This window comes from Pseudomonas sp. (assembly GCF_026224925.1).
Taxonomy (GTDB): domain Bacteria; phylum Pseudomonadota; class Gammaproteobacteria; order Pseudomonadales; family Pseudomonadaceae; genus Aquipseudomonas.
The window spans coordinates 1-3,323 of record NZ_JAMFRV010000220.1 but is presented as its reverse complement, the minus strand read 5'-3'; the positions used below and the strand labels follow the sequence as shown (position 1 = coordinate 3,323).

Below are 3,323 nucleotides of genomic sequence, written 5' to 3'. Positions count from 1 at the left end.
TATCAATGAGTATATTAAGATCAGATAATTATAAAAGAATTATATAATTCTAAGGTTATTCCACAAAGATCGCGTTGCGGCATTCGCAAGCAAGCTTGCTCCCACAGGTTTTTTTCCAAATCAAAATTTGAGTGGATCGATATTCTTTGGGCTAACGCGAAGGCATTGTCATGAGCCCGGATATATCTGGAGATTGGTCTGCCGGAGCAGATCAAATCGAGGGTTTGAGCTGCTGCAGCACTTCCGGCTGGCGCCACTCGGGTTGTTTGAAGGCTCGCTGTGCGCCAGAAATAGTCACCGCTATCCGGTTTAGGACATTTTCAGCGGTGTGCTTGGGGGTAGTCGTGTTAAACGCCATGAACACCAAACCCAGCACGAGCGCAGTTAGTGGGATTTTACGAATCTCCAGCCCTTCGATGCTGTAGAGGAACGCGCAAGCAGCAAGAGAGCCCAGGACAGCGCCCGCGATGGCTTCTTGTAAGGGATGGATGAACGGAAATACGCAGTTCATGGCAAACCACCAACCGACGATCAACCCCAGGCCAGCGGCAGGCCAGCGCAGCCGTGGATTGATTTGCCGCGCAAGCAGGCTCAAGACCACCGTCAGCACCAAACACGTGTGCATGGCGTGACCACTGATGACCGCGACGTTGAGGCTGTGCAAGCCGATGCCCCAGCCTTTGAACAGGATTTTGCTGAGCCCGACAATGACGTACATCGACAGCATGGTTGCCAGCCACAGCAACGCAGGGCGTCTGGAGCCGCAGAAGCACAGCCAGACGCCGACCACTATGGCCGCGGGGAGCATGACGGTAATGCCACCGTAGGGGGTGAGTTCTACCAACGTCATTTGAATGACCTACCTCAGGCTTTTCGCGCGTTGATGTAGCGAATGAAGGTATCTATGTCACTGCTGGAAAGCGTTCTCGCTACCGACTTGACCTCATCGACGGGCCAATCCCACCACGCTGAGCGCAGCAACGTTTCGCGGGTCGCCTCATCAAAGCGCCACCGAATGAATTTACACGGATTGCCGCCCACTACAGAAAAGGGTGCGACGTCCCGACTCACGATAGCACCCGCCGCCACAATGGCCCCGTGGCCGATGGTCACGCCAGAAAGAATGACAACATTGGTGCAAATCCAACAGTCGCTACCAATGATCACGTCGCCTTTGCTCGGCGAGTGGTCGAGGATATCGCTGACCTCGTCAATAATTGCTGGAAACGGATAGGTGGTCACCCAATCGGTACGGTGCTCACCCCCCAGCAAGATTTTGACACCGGCCGCGATCGAAGTATAAGCGCCGACTTTCAGCACTGAGTCGTTATCAAATTCGACAACGTCAGGGATGCCATAGGTGCCGACGCCGAAGGATAAGTTCGGATAGCGAAGCCTGATTTTTTCCGGATAGCGATGAAGCTTATCCATGCCACGCAGGTGCTTTCTTGTTTGTCTTCTTTTTAGAATTTCAAGAAACTTCATTAGCTGCCCTCAACGGATAACCGATGAGACAGAAAATACGGCTAGAAAGTTTCAGGGTGCCCTAGCGGTGCAACAACAACCGTTTCAGCCGCCGAAAGGTGGTTTTGTTATAGCGCTTCAGTGGAATCGATCGCAATAAACGCCACGCGTCTTTCTTGTCGGTGACGACTGCGTATTTCAGCGCTTTATTGAGGATGACCGCCCTGCCCTTTTCATAACCAGGATGTGATCGATAAGGACTGATTGCCTTCATGTCGGCATCCAGCAGCACTTTATAGCGCCGTGACAGATTGTTGGGATGACGGCGGTAGCGCGTAACGCTGACAGGCAGTACGTGTATCTGATAACCCTGGTCGGCTATTTTCAGCGTCATCTGAAAGTCTTGCACCTTAATGCTCGGCTCGTAAAAGCCTGCGGCGCGTAACGCATCCATCCGGTACAGTGAAACCGGCGCCCCTACGACGATGGCTTTACTCAGTATCTCGTCAAAACCCAAGTGTTGAATCTGTTCCAGCTTTTGCGTCTTGACGTTGTTGCCTTCGCTGTCCATATACACAACTAACGCGCCCACACAGCCAACTTCCGGGTGTTTACCCAAATAGTCAGCCCTGATGCGTACCGACTCCGGCAACATGATGTCATCCAGGTCTGGCGTAGAGACGTATTCGCCTTGGGCGTACGTCAAACCATGGTTAAGGGCGGCACTTACGCCTTGGTTATGTTGGGTATACAGCTGAAAATCGTAGGTATTTTGCAGGGCCTTTAACATGGCGTAGCTGTTATCGGTCGACCCATCGTCGACGATAATAACTTCAACGTTGGCATAGTCTTGGGCAAAAATACTGCGGAGGGCTTCCTCCAGGTACTTTTCTGCGTTGTAACAAGGCGCAATGATTGAGACAAGCGGGCCGACGTCCACCGCTTGTTCTTTCCTGGAGGTAAGGTGTTCAGTTGTCATTCAATGTTTCTACTGAGTCTATCGTCATAGTGTTAAAGCGAACGTATCATGCTTCAACCCGACAGCTTTTGCCATGGCTCCAATGATGGCTTTACAGTTCCAAGCATTGCCGGGCAGCGGTTACAGAGGTTTTTTTCAACCGCAGCCCCCTTTCTCCTGTGCCTGTTAGTCGAAACCAGCGTTAAGTAAACTCAGCATTTTTTTGTAACACAATAAAAAACGCCCCGCTCTTCAATCAGAGCGGGGCGTTTCTGTTCAAGCGCCGACGTCAATTCAACGCGCGTAAGTTACCAGCAACTCACTGGGCACCTGAAAATCCAGCGACATCATTACACTCAAGGCGGTGATGGTGAGGATTGAGAACACAAACAATTTGCGTGCCCAAACCGTGTCATCCACCGCTTTGTAGCCAGTCCAGGCCATGTACAACCAATACATGCCCATGCCTGCCGCAACGGCCAGGTAACTGAAGCCGGCGTAACCACCGATGGTCAACATCAACGTGGCCACGAGGAATGCCAGGATGTAGATCAAGATGTGCCGCTTGGCGACGACGATACCGCGCAAGACCGGCAGAACCGGAATCGACGCAGCCCGATAATCGTTGAAACGGAAAATCGCGATGGCATAGGAGTGCGGCATCTGCCACAAACTGAACATCACCAACAACGTCAGGGCTGCAAGATCGAAGCTGTTGCTCACCGCGACGTAGCCAATTACCGGCGGCATCGCCCCCGATAGACTCCCGACCAACGTGCCGTGCACCGATTTGCGTTTCAAGTACAGGCTGTAGAAGCCGACGTAAATCACAAAACCGATGACCGCGAACAACGCTGCCAGCGGGTTAGCCTTGGTGTAAAGCAGGCCCACCCCGGCGATC

4 protein-coding genes are annotated in these 3,323 nt (G+C 52.5%); all 4 read right to left on the bottom strand.

Annotated elements, in window-relative coordinates; all coding sequences use genetic code 11:
- Positions 1-211 precede the first annotated feature (211 nt).
- Positions 212-850, bottom strand: a complete 639-nt coding sequence (locus tag M0974_RS09370) for a hypothetical protein (RefSeq protein ID WP_297835606.1) — start codon at positions 848-850, stop codon at positions 212-214.
- 14 nt (positions 851-864) lie between these two features.
- Complete coding sequence (locus M0974_RS09365; protein ID WP_297835604.1) at positions 865-1,485, bottom strand: CatB-related O-acetyltransferase; 621 nt, start codon at positions 1,483-1,485, stop codon at positions 865-867.
- Between the two features lie 61 nt (positions 1,486-1,546).
- Complete coding sequence (locus tag M0974_RS09360) at positions 1,547-2,443, bottom strand: glycosyltransferase family 2 protein (protein ID WP_297835602.1); 897 nt, start codon at positions 2,441-2,443, stop codon at positions 1,547-1,549.
- A gap of 273 nt (positions 2,444-2,716) precedes the next feature.
- Positions 2,717-3,323, bottom strand: a 607-nt coding sequence (gene cyoE, locus M0974_RS09355) for a heme o synthase (RefSeq protein ID WP_297835600.1), incomplete at its 5' end; no start/stop codon positions are given.